The following is an 18,244-nucleotide window of genomic DNA, read 5'->3' on the forward strand; positions in this document are numbered from 1 at the left end:
GCGCGGGCCTCACGCGCGGCGCACGCCCGTGATGCGGTGGACGGCGAACTCGCGCACGTCGTCGGAGCGGTGGTCGAACGCCGCCAGCCGGCCACCGTCGAGCCGCTGCGGGTCGACCACCCGCTCGCCGGTGGCGCCGTGGTTGTCGACGTAGCCGATCACCACCGTGCTGCCGGACTCGATCGCCTCGCGCAGGGCGGCGAGCGCGCCCGAGGGCGTGGTCGTCGCGGTCGTGGGCGGACGCGAGGACTCGGCCCGGTCGCCGGCGCGGATGGCGGTGGCGACCGCCTGCACCTGGGCCGCCTGCCGGGCCTCGACGGCTCCGGCCGGACGCCGACCACGGCGCGACCTCGCGCGCTGGAGGTCGGGCCGGCTGACCCGGACCGTGCCGTCCGCGGCCTCCACGACCGGGGCGGCGCCGAGCTCGCGCAGCCTCGGCAGCAGCACGTCGAGCGGGGAGGTCGCGATGGCCACCGTCGGTGCCAGCAGCCGCAGGCCGAGCGTGCGGGCCCGGGGGTCGTGGACGAGAGCGGCCAGCGCCGCCTCGTCGTCGGCGCGCAGGAACGCCTCGGCGTGCCCGACGCGGACGCTGCCGAAGGTGCGCGCCACGTCGTCGACGAGGAACTCCAGCGGCTGGGGGACCGGGGTCTGGGAGACCGAGCCGAGGAAGTCGCGCACCTCCAGCGCCGACCAGCCGGCGTCGAAGCCGCGGCGCAGGGATCCGGCGGAGAAGCGGTAGACCGTCGCGCCGCCCCGCGACTCGACGTCGGCCAGCAGGTGCAACCGGCGGGCCACCTCCGTCTCGAGCGGGCCGGGGGCGACGGCCGTCAGGTCGGCCTGGAGCAGGACGTGGTCGACCAGCCGCGGCAGGTGCGGGTCGATGGCGGCGGCTGCACCCGGCAGGTCGCCCGCGGCGACCAGGCGCCCGCTCGGCGGCAGGCCACCGGCGCCGCCGACGCCGAGCACGGCGGCCTCGTCGAGGGCCGCGGTGACCAGGTCGGTGAAGACGGTCGGTCGTCGCGGGCGCAGCCACTCCACGCGGCGCACCAGCGACGACGTGCCGGTGCCGGCGGCGAGCACCTCGCCCTCCGCGGTGTCCGCCCACACCCGCAGCGCCAGCCGCCGGGCCTCCTCGGCCAGCCCGCTGGAGAGCTCGGGGGCGAGCGCGTTCCACGCCTTGCCCGCCGGGTCGCGGCCACCGACCATGGACGGCACCCGGCTGCTCGACAGCCAGCCGCCCACCAGCCGCGCCCAGCGCTCGGACATCGGCCGCCCGGACCACACGTCGAACTCGTCGGTCGGCAGCCAGGCGGGCGAGCCGTCGGGCTCGGTGCCCTCGGCGACCAGCCCGGACGCGAGCGCGACCTCCACCACGAGCGCGGCCCCGGCCTCGTCGACGTGCAGGTCGCGCGCGACCGCCTTGAGGTCGCGGACCGCCAGCCCGCCGCTGCGCAGCACGCCGGGCGGGTGCACCCCCCACTGGTCGAGGAGCAGCTCCACGCGTCGTACGACGTCGAAGGCGGCGCCGGCCGCCGACCGCGCGACCAGCCCGGGGTCGCGGGTCGCGGTCGCGAGCGGGGGCACGTCGTCGACGGGCTCGGTGGTGGTGCGACCGCCGCGGAGCACCAGGCCCACCTCGCCCGGCAGCACGACCGTCGTGCCGTCGCGGGGCACCAGCAGGCGCCGGCTGATGAGCTCCTCGGCCGGGGAGGCCGCCTCGGCGGGCGAGACCGTGCGACGGGCCGCGCCGGTCGTGCCCTCGCCGCCGTGGGCGTCGACGTGGCGCAGCAGGGCCAGCGCGGCCGGGCTGAGCTCGCCGACCAGCGCGGCGACCTCCTCGGGCTCGGGTGGCTCCGGGCTGGAGGGCCGCAGGCCGCTGGTCGGGCCCGGCGCGCCGCGCATCGCGTCGGCCACGCCCGTCAGCGCGCGCACCCCGCCGGGCGCCTCCCAGGCCAGGGCCAGGTCGAGGAGGTGGTCGAGCGCCGCACCCGCGCGGGCCGGGTCGGCGTGGACCGAGCGGAGAAGTCGCTCGCGGGTGGTTTGACCCGCCACCACGAGGGCATCAAGCACCGAGAGCTCGAGTCGGTCCAGGCCGTCGAGGGCGCGGTGGATCGACGAGCGCGTGGCGGCCCGGGAGGCCAGCTGCGACGAATCCTGAGGGGCGGGCGTGGCGAGATCCGGACGGGCCCTGAGCAGCGCGACGAGGCGCTCGTCGGGCCAGCCGCGGAGCTGGTCGGCGAGGGTGCGTGCGGGTGTCGCCCGACGTGGACTGGACATCCCTTCTACGCTACTCGCCTGGTCGGCACCCCCGCCGACCATCTGGGCACGGGGCAGCGAAGAGGGCCGGGAATGAAGAACGTCGACCTCCACCACGGGGCGTCGAGCGACGTGGGCCTGGTCCGCAAGGTCAACGAGGACTCCTACCTGGTCGCCCCGCCGGTGTTCGTCGTCGCCGACGGGATGGGCGGCCACTCCGGCGGCGACGTGGCCAGCCAGATGGTCGTGGAGGAGTTCCAGCAGCTCGCGGCGGCCTACGACCCGCAGCGCGGCGCCGAGCAGGTCGCCGACACCCTGGCCCGCGCGCAGGCCCGCATCGTCGAGTACGGCGAGGCGCACCGCGCCGTCCAGCCCGGCTGGCACGCCGGCACGACCGCGGTCGTCGCGGTCCTCGTGGAGGACAACGGCGTCACCAAGTGGCTCCTGGCCAACCTCGGCGACTCCCGCATCTACCGCATCACCGACGGGCGCCTGGAGCAGGTCAGCGTCGACCACTCCGTCGTCCAGGAGCTCATCGACGCCGGTGAGATCACTGCCGAGGAGGCGGCCGTCCACCCCGAGCGGCACGTGATCACCCGTGCGCTCGGCAGCCCCGAGGGCATCCACCCCGACTTCTTCCTGCTTCCCCTCGGCTCCGTCGAGCGCCTGCTGCTGTGCAGCGACGGCGTCACCGGGATGATCGACGACGCGATGATCGAGGAGATCCTCGAGACCGTCGACGACCCGCGCGACGCGGCCGACCGGCTGGTGCGCGCGGCGGTCGCGGCCGGGGGTCGCGACAACGCGACGGCGGTCGTGGTCGATGTGGTGGGATTGGTGAAGGACGCCACCTACGACTCGCAGCGCCAGCTGCAGAGTCTCGAATCCAAGCTGGGGGGACGACAGTGAGCGCAGAGACCGGCTTCGGCGCCAGGTTCGCGACGGGGGAGTGGTACGCCGTGGTCGGCGACCGGGTCACCGTCCTCCTGCCGGTGAGCCAGCGCTCGCGGGTCGCCGCGCTGTGGGAGCTCGCCGACGGCGGGGCCGACGCGGACACGCTGCTCGACGCCCTCCTCGCGGGCGGGCTGTCCTCCCTCGACCACTTCGCCCTCGTGGCGCAGTCCGGCGAGACCACCCGGGTCATCGTGCGCGGTGCGCCCTCGGCCCGCGTCTCCTCCGCGGCCGGCGACGAGGTGCTCAGCGCCGCGCCCGGCACCACCTGGAACGAGCAGGTCCTGACCGGCGAGGTGTCGGTGCACCTCGCGCTGGCCGGCGACGGCCCGGTCGAGCACGCGCTGACCCCGGGCCTGTCCCGCGTCTCCGCCGTCGAGCTCGGTCCGGCGCGCACGTCGCCCCCCGCCCCGTCCGCCGACACGCCCACCGCGGCCGCACCCGTCGCGACCGCCCCCTCGGTCTCGCCGGTCGAGGTTCCGGCCGAGCCCGTCGAGCCGGAGCCCGTCTCCCCGGTCGCCGACGCGCCGGAGCCCGTCGCGACCCCCGAGCCCGAGGTCCCCGCCGCGCCGATGAGCTTCGGCGAGCCCGGCGACGACCCCACGCCCACCGGCGAGACCCCGGTCGTCGACGACGCCTGGGACCGGGACGGCCAGACCGTCGCCGGGCCGCCCACGCCCGACTTCGAGCGCCCGCCGGTGCCCGGCCAGGAGGTCGCGCCCGAGGTGCTCGCCAGCCCCGTCGCCACCCTCGTGTTCTCCACGGGCGACGTCGTGGGCGTCGACCGCACGGTGCTCGTCGGCCGCGCGCCCGAGGCGCGCCGGTTCGCCTCCCACGACCAGCCGCACGTGGTCACCGTCGCCAGCCCCCACCAGGAGATCTCCTCCACCCACCTCGAGATCCGCCCGGGCGCCGGTGCCGACCACGGCTCGGCCATCGCGACCGACCTCGGGTCCACCAACGGCACGGTCCTGGCGCAGCCGGGCCTCGACGCCGAGGAGCTCACCCCCGGCATCGCCGTCAGCCTGGTCCCGGGCGCCGTCCTCGACCTCGGCGACGGCGTCACCATCCAGGTGACCAACCCCTGACGAGCACGTCGATGAGCCAGCACACGATGCCCCCGCACCAGCAGCGCGCACCCCACCCGCCCCAGGCCGTCACCTACCCCGTCGCGGCGCTCGAGCGCCGCTTCACCGCCTTCGCCGTCGACCGCCTGCTCGCGTGGAGCGTGCTGGTGGTCGTCGGCGTCGTCACCGTCCTGGCGTTCAGCGACGACCCCTGGACCGTCGTCGCCGCGGTGGCCGGGGCGACGGTCGTGCTGTGGCTCGTGCTCGCGGTGGTGCTCGGCGTCAGCGGCACCTCGCCCGGCAAGGCGATGTGCGGCCTGCGCGTGGTGCACCACGGCACCGGCACCCCGATCGGGGTCGGTCCGGCACTGCTCCGCTCGCTGGTGCTCGGCGCCGCCGGGCTGCCCACGTTCGGGCTCGGCGTGGCGACCCTCGCGTGGACCGCCGTGGAGGACCGCGGCCGCCAGCGACGCGGGTGGCACGACCACCTCACGCGCACCGTCGTCGTCGACGTGCGCCCGGTCGAGGAGGTCGCCGACGTCTCCGTCGACGACGGCCCGCGCCACATCGTCAACCTCACCGCGATGCGCCTGGTCCCCGCGCCGCCGGTCGAGGCGGTCCGCACGCCCGAGCGCTCCGAGCAGTCCGTGCGCCGCCAGTCGCTCCCGCCCGAGGTGCTCGCGGCGCCTCCCGCTGCTGCCGCGGCGCCCGCAGCACAGGCACCAGCCCCCGTGCCCACCCGGCACGCGGCCCCGCCCGTCGCTCCGCCCGTCCAGCAGCCCCCGGTCCAGCAGCCCCCGTACCGGGCCCAGCCGCCGGTCCAGCAGCAACCGCCGGTCCAGCGGCCGCCGGTCCAGCAGCCGGGCGTCACCCAGCAGCGCCGGCCCGTCGAGCCCCCGCCCGAGCCGCCGCGCCACGCGGCCGCGCCCACGGCCCGCTGGCGCGCGCACTTCGACAACGGCGAGAGCTTCGTCATCGCCGGGCTCGCCCTCGTCGGGCGCCGTCCGGAGGCGCGGGCGGGCGAGCAGGTCGCCCACCTGGTCCCGCTCACCTCCGCGGACATGTCGGTCTCCAAGACCCACGCGCAGTTCGGGCCGGCCACCGACGGCACCATCGTCGTGATGGACCGCGGGTCCACCAACGGGACGGTCCTGGTCCGCAAGGGCGTCTCTCGCCAGCTCGCCCCCGGCAAGCCGGCCGCCCTCCTCGACGGCGACCGGGTCGTGTTCGGCGACCGGGAGATGACCCTCAGCCGCGAGGCCTGACCAGCGGGCTCAGCGCACCAGCGCGACCGGGACCCGCGTCACGCCGCCGCGCGCGCCGAGCCAGACCAGCTCGCCGTCGTCGAGGCGCCCGGGGGAGCGGGGGCCGGTCACCGTGACGGTGAAGTCGGCCGACTGCCCCGGCGCGAGGCGTACGGCCAGGGGCTGCACCGTGACGCGGTGGGAGGCGAACCCGCGGGCGGTCACCGAGAAGTACTCGGCGCGGTCCGAGACGTTGGTGACGGTGCGGACGGCCGTGGTCTGGCGCGAGGTCAGCAGCAGGGAGGGGATGTTGAGCGAGGCGAGGTCGTGCTGCCGCAGCGCACGGCGCCACGCGGCCACCGGGACGTCGAAGCCGAGGTGCGCGGTCGGCGGGCGCCCGGTGAGGGCGCCGGCCCCGCGGGCCAGGGCCGAGGAGGCGCGCACCGGGACGGCCGAGGTCGTCAGCAGCGAGCGCACCACCGCGGCCGGCAGGTCGCGCTCACCGAGGACGAGGGCGGCCAGGCCGCTGGTGCGCGCGGTGGCGGCGGAGCTGCCGCTGAACACGCCCCACGAGCGGCCGGTGGACGCGGGCAGCGCACCCAGGACGGCGTCACCGTCGGCGACGGCGTCGGGCTTGAGGACCGGGCCGCGCGGGTCGCCGGAGGCGCTCCACGGTGCCGTACGGCGCGCGCCGGGCCCGGCCGCCACCCGGCCGAGCCGCACCCGGGCGTCGGGGTGCCGGGCCACCCAGCGGGTCAGTCGGCGCCCGTCGGCCACCGTGAGGTGGACGGTCGGCACGGAGTGGAGGTCGGCCGTCACCGAGCCCGGGTGGCGGTTGACGAGCACCATGGCGCGACCGCCGGCACGGGCGACGGTCTCGGACTTGTCGATGCGGCCGACGCCGCCGCGCACGCACACGACCACGCGGTCGGCGACGCGGCGAGGGTCGAGGGCCCCCGGCCGGCACTGGGCCGCTGCCCGCACCGACGCGGCGTCCCCGGCCGCGTCGCGGGCGAGCACCGCGCGCCCGCGCGCGGCGTCGGGGCGGCCGCCGCCGGTGAACGACGGGCCCCCGACGACCGTGACGCGGCCACGGGCCGTCCGGCCGACGGTCGTGCCGACCGTCGTCACCCACGGGGCGGCGTGGGAGGCGAAGGCGGACCGGGAGGAGGCCCCGGCGGCCCCGACCACCACGACCACCGCCTCGGCCGCGCCGAGCAGGGCGCGCTGGAGGGTGTCGACGCCCTCGCCGCCGGCGACCGCGAGGTTGAGCACGTCGACGCCGTCGGAGACCGCGGCGTCGACGGCGAAGACGACGTCGGTGGTCGAGCAGCCGTCGTCGGCCGGGTCGGGGGCGCCCCAGCAGGCCTTGTAGGCCGCGAGCCGCGCCTGGGGCGCGACCCCGCCGAACCGCCCGGCGTCGCGGCGGTCGACGCGCACGCTGACCCCGGCGTTGCCGGCCGCCACCGACGCCACCTGGGTGCCGTGGCCGAGGTCGTCGAGGGCCGACAGCGTCTCCGACGACCGGATCCGGTCGGCGCCGAAGCCGTCGACGAACCACCGCGCGCCCACGACCTTGCGCGTGCACGCGTCGGCACCCCAGTCCTCGCCCTCCACGCAGTCGCCCGCGAACCGATCGGGCGTGGCGCCGAGGCCCGGTACGTCGGCCAGCGCGGGGGAGTCGGGCGCGATGCCGGAGTCGACGACGCCGATCACGACGCCGGCGCCGCCGCGCAGCCGTGGCGACGTGGCTGCCGCCCGCACCGCGGGGAGACCGGTGCGCGCCGCGAGCGGGCGGACCTCGTCGGTCTCGATGACCGCGATGCCGGGCTGCTGCTCCAGCGCGGCGAGCTGGTCGTCGTCCAGGTGCGCGGCGAAGCCGTTGAGGGCCGTGGTCCAGCGGTAGACCGGCTCCCCGACGCCGACCGCGGCGAGCACGCGGTCCTGGCGGGCGAGGAGCTCGTCGGTGGTGCGGGTGCCGGCGGACGTGCCGGGGCCCTGCAGGGTGACCAGCGTCAGCGGGTCGGCGCGTTCGGGCGTGCCGGCGGGGGAGGGCTCGTCACCGACCGCGGGGGCGCCGGCGGCGAGGGCGAGCGCGAGGGCGAGCACGCCGCCGACGACGGTCCGTCCACCCGGTCGTCCCTGCACGGTGCCCACCCTCTCCTGGTCGGGGCCGCGCCGTCGGCGGGCCCGTTCGGTCCTGCGAGTGCACCATCGTCCCAGCAGTCCCACCCGTGATCAAAGGCGCGGGGCCACAACCCGTTGGTGACGGCGCGGGGGCGCCGCCTATCCTGTGCCCGCCCGTGGTCGCACGGGGCCGGCGCCCGTCGCCGGCGAGCCTGACTGACATGAGCTGAGTGGAGCGTCCTGTGCCCAGTGGCAAGGTGAAGTGGTTCGACGCCGAGAAGGGCTTCGGCTTCCTGTCCCAGGAGGACGGCCCGGACGTCTACGTCCACGCCGACGCCCTGCCCGAGGGCGCCGCGCTCAAGGCCGGCACCCGCGTCGAGTTCGGCATCGCGCAGGGTCGCCGGGGCGACCAGGCCCTCCAGGTCCGCGTCATCGACGCCCCCGCGTCCGTCGCACGCAACCAGCGCAACGCCCAGCGCAAGCAGCCCGAGGCGATGGTCACCATCGTGGAGGACCTGATCCGGATGCTCGACGGCGTCGAGGAGACCTACCGCCGCGGCCGTCACCCCGAGCGCGCGGCCGCGCGCGGCACGGCGAAGGTCCTGCGCGCCCTCGCCGACGAGCTCGAGCTCTGACGGCGCTGCCGCCGCGGCCTCAGGCCGCGCCGGTGCGGCTGCGCCGGGTGGACCGGGTGGACCGGCCGAGGAGGACGAACGTCGCCCACGCGCCGAGCACCCCGGCCGCGACGCCGAGGCCCAGGCGGGGCATGAGCGGCATCGCGATGCCGACGAAGCCGCCGATCACCCACGCCAGCTGCAGGGTGGTGTCGGAGCGGGCGAAGGCGCTGGCCTGCACCCGGCTGGGGATGTCGCGCTGGATCGTCGAGTCGAGCGAGAGCTTGGCGAGCGACTGCGCGAGGCCGGCGGTGAGGCCCAGGAGCACCAGCGGCACGACGCCGTAGAACAGCGCCGCCAGGGCCGCGACGGCGCAGTCGGCCAGCAGCGCGAGGACGACGGTCACCGAGGGGCTGAGCCGGCGCAGCAGCGAGCCGATCGTGATGCCGAGGGTGTTGCCGAGGCCGGCGCCGCCGATGACGAGGCCGAGCAGCACCTCGGGCCGCCAGTCGCCGATGGGGTTCTCGCGCAGGAGGAAGGCCATGAACATGGTGAGGAACCCCGAGAGCCAGCGCGGGCCGCAGTTGGCGCGCAGCGCGAACGCCACTGCCGTCGGGATCGGGGTGCGTGCCCTCCGCCCCGGGCGTGCCTCACCGGCCTCGCCGGCCAGCACCATCTCGCCCTCGCCGTGGCTCGCGTCGACCTGCTCGGGCAGCCGGATGGCCCAGATCGTCGCGAGCACGAAGACCACGAAGGCGTAGCGCAACGACCACTCCGGCCCGAAGGTCGAGGCGAGCCCGGCGATCGGGGCGGAGACGCCCGCGCCGACGACGCCGGCGAGCGAGACCCGCGCGTTGGCCTTCACGAGCGTGAGGTCGCGGGGCAGGAGGCGGGGGACCGCGGCGGCGCGCGTGACGCCGTAGGCCTTGGAGGCCACCAGCACGCCGAGGGCGGCCGGGAACAGCCAGGCCGACTCGGTGACGACCGCCGTGGCCAGCACCCAGCACAGGAAGCCGCGGATCGCCATCGTCGAGCCGACCGCCCAGCGGCGGCCGTGGCTGAAGCGGTCGAGGAACGGGCCGATCAGCGGTGCGACGACCGCGAACGGCAGCATCGTCAGGCCGAGGAAGAGCGCGACCTGGCCCCGCGCCTCGCCGGTCGGCACCTGGAAGAACAGCGTGCCGGCGAGCGAGATCGCGACCGCCGCGTCGCCGGCGGCGTTGAAGGCGTGCAGCTCGATCAGCCGTGAGAGGCCCGAGTCGCCGGCCCCCTCGGCGCGCGCCGCACGGCGGGCCTGGGCGACGGCGAACTGGCCGGCCGAGCCGGCGCCCCGGCCGGCGACACGCGCGCCGCGACCGGCGGCACGGGCCCCGCGGGCCGCACCCGCGAGCGAGCGGCGTACGGCACCGGGCCGTGCCGGTGGGGCCTGCGGTGCCGGTCCGGGGTCGAACGCCTCCTGCGGTCCCGCAGCGGGGTCGGGGCGCTCGGAGGTCACGGCACCATCTTGGCGCACGCGCCCGACAGCCCGGCCGAGGACACCGCCCGGTGCTCCCGACGGGACAGGAGGCGGGACCGTTTGCGATGATGCGCAGGTGATCGCTCTCCCCACCCGTGCCGGCAAGCCGGACTCCGCACTCGCCAAGGCCGTCGACCTGGCGCGCAGCACCGTGCTGGAGGTCGCCGAGCCCGACGAGGTCGGCGAGCACCTCGGCGCCGACGCCGAGGGCGAGCGCCTGGTCACCCACCGCTTCGCGTGCGCGCGCAGCGGCTACCCCGGCTGGTACTGGTCGGTCACCCTCACCCGTGCCAAGCGCGGCAAGGACGTCACCGTCAACGAGGTCGTCCTGCTCCCCGGCGAGGACGCCATCGTCGCCCCCGCCTGGGTGCCCTACAAGGAGCGCCTCCAGCCCGGCGACCTCTCGCCCGGCGACCTGCTCCCGGTCGAGGACGAGGACCCGCGCCTGGTGCCCACCTATCTCGTCGGCGACGACCCGCTCGACCCGCCGACGGACGCCGACGCCCGCGCCCAGGTGCGCCGCGTCGCCGAGGACCTCGGCCTCGGCCGGGTCCGCACCCTGAGCCGCGAGGGCATCGACATGGCCGCCGAGCGCTGGTACGCCGGCGACGGCGGGCCCGACTCGCCGCTGGCCAGGAGCGCCCCGCAGTCGTGCACCTCGTGCGGTTTCCTGATGCGGATCAACGGCTCGCTCTCGGAGTCGTTCGGCGTCTGCGCCAACGGCAACGCCAACGACGACGGCCGCGTGGTCAGCCTCGACCACGGCTGCGGCGCCCACTCCGAGGTCAAGCTGGCTCGCAAGCAGCAGCCGCTGCCGCTGCCCGACCACGTCCACGACACGCTCTCCGAGGACGACCTCGAGATCGTGTAGGTCCGGTCAGGCGCGGACGAGCACCCACACGGCGTACTCGTCGTCCGCCTCGTGCAGCTCGTAGCTGCCGAAGCGGTGCACCACCCGCAGGCCCGCGGCCTCGGCGTCGGCGACGAACTCCTCGGCGGGGTAGGACCGGCTGCCGGCCTTGACCGGGGTGAGGTGGAAGCCGACGGCCGCACGGCCCTCGGGGGCGAGCAGGTCGCGCACCCGCTCGAGGACCGCTCGCTCGGTGCCCTCGCCGAGGTAGACCATGACGTTGCCGACCAGGGCGACGAGGTCGAAGGTGCCGACCTCGGCCGGGTCGAGGGCCAGCGCCTGGTGCGGCAGCACCTCCAGCCCCGGGTACGTCGCCAGCGACTGGCCGCGCAGGTCGGGGTCGGGCTCGGTGGCGACCACGTCGTGGCCCCTCGCCTGCAGTGCCGCAGCCACCCGGCCCATGCCGGAGCCGACGTCGAGGACCCGCGAGCCCCGCGCGAGCATCGCGTCGAGGAACCTCGCCTCGCCGTCGACGTCGAGCCCGCGGGCGACCCGGTCGGCGAAGGTCTCGCCGTAGCCGCGGTTGCGCTCACCCGCGAGCTCCCAGCGGGTCGGGGGCAGCGTCATCGGGTCCCGCGCTGCGCGGCGCGCTCCTTGCGGCGGCGCCGGCAGTACTCCAGCCCGCACAGCCCCAGGCCGAAGCCGGCCAGGCAGGTCCACAGCCACCAGGTGCGGCCGTTGTCCTGCAGGGTGCCCCAGAAGGGCAGGAGCGCGAGGAAGCCGACCAGCCAGAGCGCGGTGCCGACCTCGGTGGTGCGCACGCCGTCGACGTCGAGCGGCTCGACCTGCGCCACGATGTAGGTGCGGTTGCCGATCTCGTGCGTCGTCGGCTGCTCGTCGCCCAGGTCCACGGCTCCACGCTACACACCCCGCGGACGGCGAAACACGCCCGTCACACGGGTCTGCGAGGATGACGTCCCGTGACCGACCAGACGCAGACCGCTCCCCGGCGCCCGAGGGCCTCGGGCCTCGACGGCTTCTTCGACATCACCGCCCGCGGCTCGACGATCGGTCGCGAGGTCCGCGGCGGCATCGTCACGTTCCTGACGATGGCCTACATCATCGTGCTCAACCCGCTGATCCTCGGCTTCGTCCCCGACTCCACGGGCGCCTTCCTCGGCGGGGGAGCCGAGCCGGGCTCGGGGATCCCGGCGATCGCCGCCGGCACCGCCCTCGTGGCGGGCGTGCTGACGATCTTCATGGGCGGCTACGCCAACTTCCCGCTCGCGCTGGCGACCGGGCTCGGCCTCAACGCCTTCGTCGCCAACACCATCGCCCGCCAGACCACCTGGGACGCGGCGATGGGGCTGGTCGTCCTCGAGGGCGTCCTGATCCTCGTCCTGGTGCTCACCGGCTTCCGGCGCGCGGTCTTCCACGCGGTGCCGCAGCAGCTCAAGGTGGCGATCTCGGTCGGGATCGGCCTGTTCATCGCGCTCATCGGCTTCGTCGACGCCCGCGTCGTCACGCGCATCCCCGACGCCTTCTCCACCACCGTCCCGGTCCAGCTCGGCAGCGACGGGCACCTCGCCGGCTGGCCGGTCCTCGTGTTCTGCATCGGCCTGGCGCTGGTGCTGGCGCTGTGGGTGCGCAAGGTGCACGGCGCGATCCTCATCTCCATCGTGGCCACCACCGTCGTGGCCGTCGTCGTCGAGGCGATCGGCGACCTCGGCAGCTCGTCGGCCGACAACCCCACCGGCTGGTCGCTCAGCGTGCCGCGGCTCAGCGACGGTGTCGTGGGCCTTCCCTCGTTCGACACCCTCGGCGAGGTCGACCTGTTCGGCGCGTTCAGCAGCGCCGGCACCGGTGCGCTCGCGGCGCTGCTCCTCGTCTTCTCGCTGCTGCTCGCCGACTTCTTCGACACGATGGGCACGATGACCGCGATCGGCGCGGAGGCCGGGCTCAACGACGAGGAGGGCATCCCGCCGCACTCGCAGCGGATCCTCGTCGTCGACTCGGTCGCCGCGATCGCGGGTGGCGCCGCCGGCGTCTCGTCCAACACCTCCTACATCGAGAGCGCGTCCGGCGTCGGCGAGGGCGCCCGCACCGGCCTGGCCTCGGTGGTCACGGGGCTGCTGTTCCTGCTCGCGACCTTCTTCACCCCGCTCGTGTCGGCGATCCCGTCCGAGGCCGCCGTCCCCGCCCTGGTGCTGGTCGGCTTCCTGATGATGCAGCAGGTCAGCGAGATCGACTGGCGCGACGTCGAGATCGCGATCCCCGCGTTCCTGGCCATCGTGCTGATGCCCTACACGTACTCGATCTCGGTCGGCATCGGTGCCGGCTTCGTGGCCTACGCCTTCATCAAGGTCGTCGTCGGCAAGGCCCGCGAGGTCCACCCCCTGATGTGGGTCGTCGCCGCCCTCTTCGTCGTCTACTTCGCCTACACGCCGATCAGCTCCTGGCTCTCCTGACCCCCCTCGCGGCCGCTGCCGCGTTCCGTCCCGACGAAGTCCCCGCACATGCGGGGACTTCGTCTCGTTGTGGGCGTTGCATGGCGCCGGACGCCGGAATAGTTAGCAGAGGTAATGAGTTATGCTAACGACATGCCGACCGCCGACCTCCGCACCGACGCCGGGCTCGCCTCCGAGCTCCGGGCCGGTGTCATGCGCCTGCGCCGCCGCCTGGCGAGCGAGCGCCACCCCGACAACGACCTGAGCATCGGGCAGATGGTCGTGCTCGGGCTGCTGGTGCGCCTGGGCGACCAGACCGTCGGCGAGCTCGCCCGCGCCGAGCGCGTGCAGCCGCCGTCGATGACCCGCACGGTCAACTGCCTGCAGGAGGACGGCTACGTCGAGCGCCGCCCGCACGAGACCGACGGCCGGCAGGTCGTCGTCTCGATCACCGAGTCCGGCCGCGCCGCCGTGCTGGCCGATCGCCAGCGACGCGACGCGTGGCTCTCCCAGCAGCTCGCGGGGCTCACCGCCGCCGAGCGCGCCACCCTTCGCGAGGCCGCCCCGATCCTCGTCCGCCTCGCCCTGACCGACTGACCGACCCCGACCGAGGAGTCCCCACGAGCCCCACCTTCCGCTCCCTCGCCAACCCGAACTACCGCCGCTACGCCGCCGGCGGCGTGGTGTCGAACACCGGTACCTGGATGCAGCGCGTCGCCCAGGACTGGCTGGTCCTCGAGCTTGCCGCCGGCTCCGGCGCGACGGCGCTCGGCATCACCACGGGCCTGCAGTTCCTGCCGGTCCTCCTGCTCACCCCGATGGCCGGCCTGGTCGCCGACCGGATGCCCAAGCAGCGGCTGCTCCAGCTCACCAACGTCGGCATGGCCCTGCCCGCCGCCGTCCTCGGCGTGCTCGCCGTCACCGGCACCGCCGAGGTCTGGCACGTGTGGGTGCTCGCCATGCTGCTCGGCGCCGCGTCGGCCTTCGACGGCCCCGCGCGCCAGTCGTTCGTCTCCGAGCTCGTCGAGCCCGCCGACCTCACCAACGCCGTCGGCCTCAACTCCGCCAGCTTCAACGCCGCCCGCCTCGTCGGTCCCGGCCTCGCCGGGCTGCTGATCGCCGCGTTCGGCGGGGGAGCGGTCGCCACCGGGTGGGTGATCCTGCTCAACGCGGTGTCGTACGCCGCCCCGATCTGGTCGCTGCGCCACCTCGACGCCAGCCGCATCGACGCCGCCGCCCCGGCCGACCGCGGCCCGGGCGCGATCCGCGAGGGCGTGGCCTACGTCCGCGCCCGGCCCGACCTGCTGCTCGTGCTCGGCATGGTGTTCTTCGCCGGCACCTTCGGCCTCAACTTCCAGATCACCTCCGCGCTCATGGCCACCGAGGTGTTCGGCAAGGGCCCCGAGGAGTTCGGCCTGCTCGGCACGTTCCTGGCGATCGGCTCCCTCACCGGCTCGCTGCTCGCCGCCCGCCGCTCCCAGGTCCGCCACCGCCTCGTCGTCGGCTCGGCGCTCGCCTTCGGCACCAGCGTGGTGCTCGCCGGCCTGATGCCCACCTACCTCGCCTTCGCGGTGCTGGCGCCGGTCACCGGCCTCACCGCGCTGACCTTCATCACCAGCGCCAACACCTACATGCAGCTGCACGTCGACGCCGGCGTGCGCGGGCGCGTGATGGCGCTCTACCTGATGATCTTCATGGGCGGCACGCCCGTCGGCGCCCCGATCATCGGCTGGATCGGCGAGGAGTACGGCGCCCGCTGGACGCTGCTCGGCGGCGGCCTCATCACCATCGCCGGAGTAGCATTGTCCGCAGTGCTCTACCTCCGGCTCGAGAAGGCCCGCCGCGCGCGGGCCCAGGAGCCGGCCGAGGGGCACCTGGAAGCCGCACCTGCGGCATTTTGACCCTGTCGGAGGGCCCGAGTAGCCTCATTCCTTGTGTCTGGCACGTCCAGACCCATGTGCATGCGCGGAAGCCGCAGCCCTCGCCGGCCGCGCACCTCGCACCGCACGAGGCACGTCGCTCCAACGCACGACCCCGAGCCCGGCACGTCGCCGGGCCGTGACGAGAGAACAGAGAGAGGGAACCACCCGGTGCCCACCATCAACCAGCTGGTCCGCAAGGGCCGCCAGGACAAGGTGTCGAAGAACAAGACGCCTGCCCTGAAGGGATCCCCGCAGCGCCGTGGCGTCTGCACCCGCGTCTACACGACCACCCCGAAGAAGCCGAACTCCGCCCTCCGCAAGGTCGCCCGCGTGCGCCTGAGCAGCGGCGTCGAGGTCACCGCCTACATCCCGGGTGTCGGTCACAACCTGCAGGAGCACTCGATCGTGCTCGTCCGCGGCGGCCGTGTGAAGGACCTTCCCGGTGTCCGCTACAAGATCATCCGCGGCTCGCTCGACACCCAGGGTGTCAAGAACCGCAAGCAGGCCCGCAGCCGCTACGGCGCGAAGAAGGAGAAGTAATGCCTCGCAAGGGTCCCGCTCCCAAGCGCCCCCTCGTCGTCGACCCGGTCTACGGCTCGCAGCTGGTCACCCAGCTCGTCAGCAAGGTCCTCCAGGACGGCAAGAAGGCCGTCGCGCAGCGCATCGTCTACACCGCCCTCGAGGGCTGCCGCGAGAAGACCGGCACCGACCCGGTCGTCACGCTCAAGCGCGCGATGGACAACGTGAAGCCGGCCATCGAGGTCAAGTCCCGCCGCGTCGGCGGCGCGACCTACCAGGTCCCGGTCGAGGTCAAGGCCAACCGCTCCACCACGCTCGCCCTGCGCTGGCTCGTGGGCTACGCCCAGGACCGCCGCGAGAAGACCATGTCCGAGCGTCTGATGAACGAGATCCTCGACGCCAGCAACGGCCTGGGTGCCGCTGTGAAGAAGCGCGAGGACACCCACAAGATGGCCGAGTCCAACAAGGCCTTCGCCCACTACCGCTGGTGATCGGTGCGGGGCTCCGCTGACGGAGCCCCGCCCCCACCTACCCCACCAACTCTTACGAGGGACTGAGACTTTCAGTGGCTGTCGACATCACCACCGACCTCAACAAGGTCCGCAACATCGGCATCATGGCGCACATCGATGCCGGCAAGACCACCACCACCGAGCGCATCCTGTTCTACACCGGCATCACCTACAAGATCGGTGAGGTCCACGAGGGTGGCGCCACGATGGACTGGATGGAGCAGGAGCAGGAGCGCGGCATCACCATCACGTCCGCCGCGACGACCTGCTGGTGGAAGGACCACCAGATCAACATCATCGACACCCCCGGCCACGTGGACTTCACCGCCGAGGTCGAGCGCTCGCTGCGCGTCCTCGACGGCGCCGTCGCGGTGTTCGACGGTGTCGCCGGCGTCGAGCCGCAGACCATGACCGTGTGGCGCCAGGCCAACAAGTACTCGGTCCCCCGCATGTGCTTCGTCAACAAGCTCGACCGCACCGGCGCGGACTTCTTCCGCTGCGTCGACATGATGGTCGAGCGCCTCAACTCCACCCCGCTCGTGCTCCAGCTGCCGATCGGCGCGGAGTCCGACTTCCTCGGTGTCGTCGACCTGGTCGGCATGCGTGCCCTGACCTGGCGCGGCGAGACCAAGATGGGTGAGGACTACGACGTCGAGGAGATCCCCGCGGACCTGGCCGACAAGGCCGCCGAGTACCGCGAGAAGTTCATCGAGACGCTCGCCGAGGCCGACGACGACATCATGGAGAAGTACCTCGAGGAGGGCGACGAGAACTTCACCGTCGCCGAGCTCGAGGCCGCCATCCGTCGCGCCACCCTGGCCGACAAGCTCAACCCGGTCCTGTGCGGCACCGCGTTCAAGAACAAGGGCGTGCAGCCCCTGCTCGACGCCGTCGTGAAGTACCTGCCCTCGCCGCTCGACATCGACGCGATCATCGGTCACTCGCCGCGCGACGAGGACGAGCAGATCTCCCGCAAGCCCTCCGACGACGAGCCGTTCTCCGGCCTGGCCTACAAGATCGCCAGCGACCCGCACCTCGGCAAGCTGATCTACGTCCGCGTCTACTCGGGCAAGCTCGAGGCCGGCTCGACCGTGGTCAACTCGGTCAACGGCCGCAAGGAGCGGATCGGCAAGGTCTACCAGATGCACGCCAACAAGCGTGAGGAGATCGCGTCGGTCGGCGCCGGCCAGATCGTGGCCGTGATGGGCCTCAAGGACACCAAGACCGGTCACACCCTGTGCGACCCCAACCACCAGGTCGTCCTCGAGTCGATGACGTTCCCGGCCCCGGTGATCGAGGTCGCGATCGAGCCCAAGACCAAGGGTGACCAGGAGAAGCTCGGCACCGCGATCCAGCGCCTGTCCGACGAGGACCCGACCTTCACGGTCAAGGCGGACGAGGAGACCGGCCAGACGATCATCGCCGGCATGGGCGAGCTCCACCTCGAGATCCTGGTCGACCGCATGAAGCGCGAGTTCCGCGTCGAGGCCACCGTCGGCAAGCCGCAGGTCGCCTACCGCGAGACCGTCCGCAACACGGTCGAGAAGCACTCGTACACCCACAAGAAGCAGACCGGTGGTTCGGGTCAGTTCGCGAAGGTCGTCATCTCGCTCGGCCCGAACATCGACCCCGAGACCGGCGCCGGCGCGGGCTACGAGTTCGTCAACAACGTCACCGGTGGTCGCGTGCCGAAGGAGTACATCCCCTCGGTCGACCAGGGTGGCCAGGAGGCCATGGAGTTCGGCGTGCTCGCCGGCTACCCGATGGTCGACGTGAAGTTCTCGCTCGAGGACGGCGCCTACCACGACGTCGACTCGTCCGAGCTCGCGTTCAAGATCGCCGGCAACCAGGCCTTCAAGGAGGCCGCCCGCAAGGCGAAGCCGGTCCTGCTCGAGCCCATGTTCGCCGTGGAGGTGACCACGCCGGAGAGCTTCCTCGGCACGGTCATCGGCGACATCAACTCGCGCCGCGGCCAGATCCAGGCGCAGGAGGAGCGTCACGGCGACATGGTCGTCAGCGCCCTCGTGCCGCTGTCCGAGATGTTCGGGTACGTTGGCGACCTGAGGTCCAAGACCTCCGGCCAGGCGTCGTACTCGATGGAGTTCGACTCGTACGCCGAGGTTCCCTCGAACATCGCCGAGGAGATCGTCAAGAAGGTCCGCGGCGAGTAGTCGCCCCGGGCCCCCGGGCCCGGACCAGCAGGCCTGCACCACCCCGTT

The 18,244-nt window shown here is 74.1% G+C and carries 16 protein-coding genes; 11 read left to right on the forward strand and 5 right to left on the reverse strand.

What is annotated here, in order from left to right:
* Nucleotides 1-9: 9 nt before the first annotated feature.
* Entirely contained in the window at nucleotides 10-2,277 is a 2,268-nt protein-coding gene (locus ACFFJG_RS13970; protein WP_378519330.1) for a helicase-associated domain-containing protein, read from the reverse strand.
* A gap of 72 nt (nucleotides 2,278-2,349) precedes the next feature.
* Here ACFFJG_RS13970 and ACFFJG_RS13975 point away from each other — a divergent pair, with 72 nt between their 5' ends.
* From ACFFJG_RS13975 to ACFFJG_RS13985, 3 genes are read left to right on the forward strand one after another with little or no spacing between them, the layout of a single operon-like run.
* Entirely contained in the window at nucleotides 2,350-3,165 is an 816-nt protein-coding gene (locus ACFFJG_RS13975; RefSeq protein ID WP_378519331.1) for a PP2C family protein-serine/threonine phosphatase, read from the forward strand.
* Nucleotides 3,162-4,295 (forward strand): FHA domain-containing protein, encoded by a 1,134-nt coding sequence (locus ACFFJG_RS13980; RefSeq protein ID WP_378519332.1) that lies wholly within the window; start codon nucleotides 3,162-3,164, stop codon nucleotides 4,293-4,295. Before ACFFJG_RS13975 ends, ACFFJG_RS13980 begins: the two co-directional genes overlap by 4 nt.
* Before the next feature lie 11 nt (nucleotides 4,296-4,306).
* Nucleotides 4,307-5,539 carry an RDD family protein gene (locus tag ACFFJG_RS13985; RefSeq protein WP_378519333.1) on the forward strand — a complete coding sequence of 411 codons (1,233 nt, stop codon included), beginning with the start codon at nucleotides 4,307-4,309 and terminating at the stop codon, nucleotides 5,537-5,539.
* A gap of 9 nt (nucleotides 5,540-5,548) precedes the next feature.
* Here the strand turns inward: ACFFJG_RS13985 and ACFFJG_RS13990 are convergent, their stop codons facing one another.
* Complete coding sequence (locus ACFFJG_RS13990) at nucleotides 5,549-7,666, reverse strand: S8 family serine peptidase (protein WP_378519334.1); 2,118 nt, start codon at nucleotides 7,664-7,666, stop codon at nucleotides 5,549-5,551.
* Between the two features lie 221 nt (nucleotides 7,667-7,887).
* On the opposite strand from ACFFJG_RS13990, the gene ACFFJG_RS13995 reads away from it, so the two are divergent.
* The gene (locus ACFFJG_RS13995) at nucleotides 7,888-8,280 is read left to right on the forward strand and encodes a cold-shock protein (protein ID WP_378519335.1); all 393 of its coding nucleotides are present in this window, start codon (nucleotides 7,888-7,890) and stop codon (nucleotides 8,278-8,280) included.
* A 19-nt stretch (nucleotides 8,281-8,299) separates the two neighbouring features.
* Here ACFFJG_RS13995 and ACFFJG_RS14000 read toward each other — a convergent pair whose 3' ends face one another.
* Entirely contained in the window at nucleotides 8,300-9,754 is a 1,455-nt protein-coding gene (locus ACFFJG_RS14000; protein WP_378519336.1) for an MFS transporter, read from the reverse strand.
* Nucleotides 9,755-9,851: 97 nt separating this feature from the next.
* On the opposite strand from ACFFJG_RS14000, the gene ACFFJG_RS14005 reads away from it, so the two are divergent.
* Complete coding sequence (locus ACFFJG_RS14005; RefSeq protein ID WP_378519337.1) at nucleotides 9,852-10,646, forward strand: DUF3027 domain-containing protein; 795 nt, start codon at nucleotides 9,852-9,854, stop codon at nucleotides 10,644-10,646.
* Nucleotides 10,647-10,652: 6 nt separating this feature from the next.
* On the opposite strand, the gene ACFFJG_RS14010 is transcribed toward ACFFJG_RS14005, so the two are convergent.
* Together ACFFJG_RS14010 and ACFFJG_RS14015 are read right to left on the reverse strand one after the other, a co-directional pair.
* Nucleotides 10,653-11,252 carry a class I SAM-dependent methyltransferase gene (locus tag ACFFJG_RS14010; protein WP_378519338.1) on the reverse strand — a complete coding sequence of 200 codons (600 nt, stop codon included), beginning with the start codon at nucleotides 11,250-11,252 and terminating at the stop codon, nucleotides 10,653-10,655.
* Nucleotides 11,249-11,536 carry a DUF2530 domain-containing protein gene (locus ACFFJG_RS14015; RefSeq protein ID WP_378519339.1) on the reverse strand — a complete coding sequence of 96 codons (288 nt, stop codon included), beginning with the start codon at nucleotides 11,534-11,536 and terminating at the stop codon, nucleotides 11,249-11,251. The genes ACFFJG_RS14010 and ACFFJG_RS14015 overlap by 4 nt, the downstream gene beginning before the upstream one ends.
* 69 nt (nucleotides 11,537-11,605) lie before the next feature.
* Here ACFFJG_RS14015 and ACFFJG_RS14020 point away from each other — a divergent pair, with 69 nt between their 5' ends.
* The 6 genes from ACFFJG_RS14020 (at nucleotide 11,606) to fusA (ending at nucleotide 18,196) form a co-directional block, all read left to right on the forward strand.
* Entirely contained in the window at nucleotides 11,606-13,093 is a 1,488-nt protein-coding gene (locus ACFFJG_RS14020) for an NCS2 family permease (protein ID WP_378519340.1), read from the forward strand.
* 132 nt (nucleotides 13,094-13,225) lie between these two features.
* A complete protein-coding gene (locus tag ACFFJG_RS14025; protein ID WP_378519341.1) occupies nucleotides 13,226-13,669 on the forward strand; it encodes a MarR family winged helix-turn-helix transcriptional regulator in 444 nt (147 codons plus the stop codon).
* An 86-nt stretch (nucleotides 13,670-13,755) separates the two neighbouring features.
* Nucleotides 13,756-14,973: an MFS transporter gene (locus ACFFJG_RS14030; RefSeq protein ID WP_378519342.1), complete on the forward strand. Its 1,218-nt coding sequence runs from the start codon at nucleotides 13,756-13,758 to the stop codon at nucleotides 14,971-14,973.
* A 189-nt stretch (nucleotides 14,974-15,162) separates the two neighbouring features.
* Complete coding sequence (gene rpsL / locus ACFFJG_RS14035; protein ID WP_056906817.1) at nucleotides 15,163-15,534, forward strand: 30S ribosomal protein S12; 372 nt, start codon at nucleotides 15,163-15,165, stop codon at nucleotides 15,532-15,534.
* Complete coding sequence (gene rpsG / locus ACFFJG_RS14040; protein ID WP_090969237.1) at nucleotides 15,534-16,004, forward strand: 30S ribosomal protein S7; 471 nt, start codon at nucleotides 15,534-15,536, stop codon at nucleotides 16,002-16,004. Before rpsL ends, rpsG begins: the two co-directional genes overlap by 1 nt.
* A 74-nt stretch (nucleotides 16,005-16,078) precedes the next feature.
* Nucleotides 16,079-18,196, forward strand: coding sequence for an elongation factor G (gene fusA, locus ACFFJG_RS14045; RefSeq protein WP_378519343.1), 2,118 nt, complete (start codon nucleotides 16,079-16,081; stop codon nucleotides 18,194-18,196).
* Nucleotides 18,197-18,244 lie beyond the last annotated feature (48 nt).

Origin of the sequence: Nocardioides zeicaulis (assembly GCF_042432345.1) — a bacterium.
GTDB classification, from domain to species: Bacteria; Actinomycetota; Actinomycetes; order Propionibacteriales; family Nocardioidaceae; genus Nocardioides; species Nocardioides zeicaulis.

Excerpts from the sequence above, each read along its gene's own strand:
- ACFFJG_RS13985 (WP_378519333.1), top strand. The coding sequence starts at position 4,307 with ATGAGCCAGCACACGATGCCCCCGCACCAGCAGCGCGCACCCCACCCG.
- ACFFJG_RS14010 (WP_378519338.1), bottom strand. The coding sequence starts at position 11,252 with ATGACGCTGCCCCCGACCCGCTGGGAGCTCGCGGGTGAGCGCAACCGC.
- rpsG (WP_090969237.1), top strand. The coding sequence starts at position 15,534 with ATGCCTCGCAAGGGTCCCGCTCCCAAGCGCCCCCTCGTCGTCGACCCG.
- ACFFJG_RS13975 (WP_378519331.1), top strand. The coding sequence starts at position 2,350 with ATGAAGAACGTCGACCTCCACCACGGGGCGTCGAGCGACGTGGGCCTG.
- ACFFJG_RS14025 (WP_378519341.1), top strand. The coding sequence starts at position 13,226 with ATGCCGACCGCCGACCTCCGCACCGACGCCGGGCTCGCCTCCGAGCTC.
- ACFFJG_RS13970 (WP_378519330.1), bottom strand. The coding sequence starts at position 2,277 with ATGTCCAGTCCACGTCGGGCGACACCCGCACGCACCCTCGCCGACCAG.